Origin of the sequence: Actinoplanes sp. NPDC051633 (genome assembly GCF_040681735.1) — a bacterium.
Classification (GTDB): Bacteria; Actinomycetota; Actinomycetes; order Mycobacteriales; family Micromonosporaceae; genus Actinoplanes.
This window is the reverse complement of sequence record NZ_JBFAZH010001403.1, coordinates 1-1799: the sequence shown is the minus strand read 5'-3', so window position 1 is coordinate 1799 and position 1799 is coordinate 1. Positions and strand designations below refer to the sequence as shown.

2 protein-coding genes and 1 pseudogene are annotated in these 1799 nt (G+C 69.9%); all 3 read right to left on the bottom strand.

The window, feature by feature from the left end; translation table 11 throughout:
• A pseudogene (locus tag AB0M20_RS41460) lies at positions 1-313 on the bottom strand (D-ribose ABC transporter substrate-binding protein); the annotation flags it as partial.
• Between the two features lie 24 nt (positions 314-337).
• On the bottom strand, positions 338-1417 hold the full coding sequence (locus AB0M20_RS41455) for an ABC transporter permease (RefSeq protein WP_364306807.1): 1080 nt from the start codon (positions 1415-1417) through the stop codon (positions 338-340).
• Positions 1417-1799, bottom strand: a 383-nt coding sequence (locus AB0M20_RS41450) for an ATP-binding cassette domain-containing protein (protein WP_364306805.1), incomplete at its 5' end; no start/stop codon positions are given. The genes AB0M20_RS41455 and AB0M20_RS41450, both read right to left, overlap by 1 nt.

Here is a 1799-nt window from a genome sequence, read left to right as displayed (position 1 = left end):
TGTCCAGGATGATCGCGGCGGCCTTGCGGGAGATCGCGGTGTCGATCTCCTGGCTCTGCTTGGTCGGGTCGTCGTCGTGGCTGAGCACCAGCGTCTGGTAGCCCAGCTTCTTGGCCTGCGCGTCGGCGGCCTCCTGCTCGGCCTTGAAGAACACGTTGTCCGGCGACGGCGTGATGATCACGATGAGCTTGGAGCTCGCCGCCGCGCTCTGGCCGCCGGACGCCGCCGGGGTGTCGTCGCTGCCACCGCAGGCGGCGGTGAGGGCGAGCAGAGCCGCCGCGCCGATCGGCAGCACCTTACGGATGATCTTCATGGGGGATGCCTTTCTGAGGATGGGTTACGCGGCTCGTTTGGCGAGACCGGTCTGCAGGCGCTGCTGTGCCTGTTCGGTGATGACGGCGAAGATGATCACGGCGCCCTTGACCACCGACTGCCAGAAGGTGGAGACGCCGACGAGCACCAGGCCGTCGCTGAGGAATCCGATGACGAAGGCGCCCATGACGGTGCCGATGATGGTGCCGCGGCCACCGCTGAGCGCGGTGCCGCCGAGGACCGCCGCGGCGATCGCGTTGAGTTCGTAGGTGGTGGCGGTGTCCGGGTACGCGGCGCCGAGCTCCGAGGTGAGCAGGAGGCCGGCCAGCGCGGCGCAGGCGCCGGAGATCACGTACACGGCGATCTTGACGCGGTTGACCCGGATGCCGGAGAGCACCGCGGCGCGCTCGTTGCCGCCGACCGCGAAGACCCGGCGGCCGAACGGGGTGCGGGTGGTCACGACGATCGCCGCGGCGGCGACCACCACCATGATCCAGACCGCGACGGGGATGCCGAGGATGCTGTCCACGCCGATGAAGTTGAAGCCCTCGTTGCCGCGCGCCGGCGTGCCGGACAGGTCGGGGAACGTGCCGCCGTTGCTGAGCAGCTGGGCGGCGCCCCGGGCCACGTAGAGCATGCCGAGCGTGGCGATGAACGGCGCCACCCGGAACCGGGTGATCAGGACGCCGTTGAGGGTGCCGACGGCCGCGCCGACCAGGATGCCGATCACGATGACGACGGCGACCGAGAAGAAGATCGTGCCGGCGCCGACGTCGAGGCCGCTGAACAGCAGCCCGCCCGCGATCATGCTGGCCAGGCCGGCGATCGAGCCCACCGACAGGTCGATGCCCCCGGTCAGGATGACGAAGGTGACGCCGATGGCCAGGATCGCGTTGATGGCCACGTGCTTGGTCATCAGGATCAGGTTGCTCTGCGTCAGGTACTCCGACGAGATCGCGCTGAAGATGATCACCAGGACGACGAGGACGATCAGGGTACGGCCGCGGATCAGCCACAACGCGGCCTTCGCCAGCGCCAGGTTCCCCTGCGGCGCCTCCGGCGGCGGCGCTTCCGACGTGGCGGGCTTCGCGACGGTGTCGGTCATCAGGAGGCCTCCAGGACCTGATCGGAAGCAGAGGCGCTGACCAGCGCCTCCTCGGTGACGTTCGCCGCGGTGAACTCGGCGGTGACCCGGCCCCGGGCCATCACCAGCACCCGGTCGGCCATGGCGATCACCTCGGCCAGCTCGGACGAGATGAACAGCACCCCGTAGCCCTGGGCGGCCAGCTCGGCCATCAGGGCGGCGATCTGCGATTTGGCGCCGACGTCGATGCCGCGGGTCGGCTCGTCGAGCAGCAGCACGGCCGGCTCGGTGAGCAGCGCCCGGGCGAGCACCACCTTCTGCTGGTTGCCGCCGCTGAGCGAGGTGACGGCGGCGGCCAGGCCGGGGATCTTGATGGCCAGCTCCTTGACCTTGTCGCCGGCGG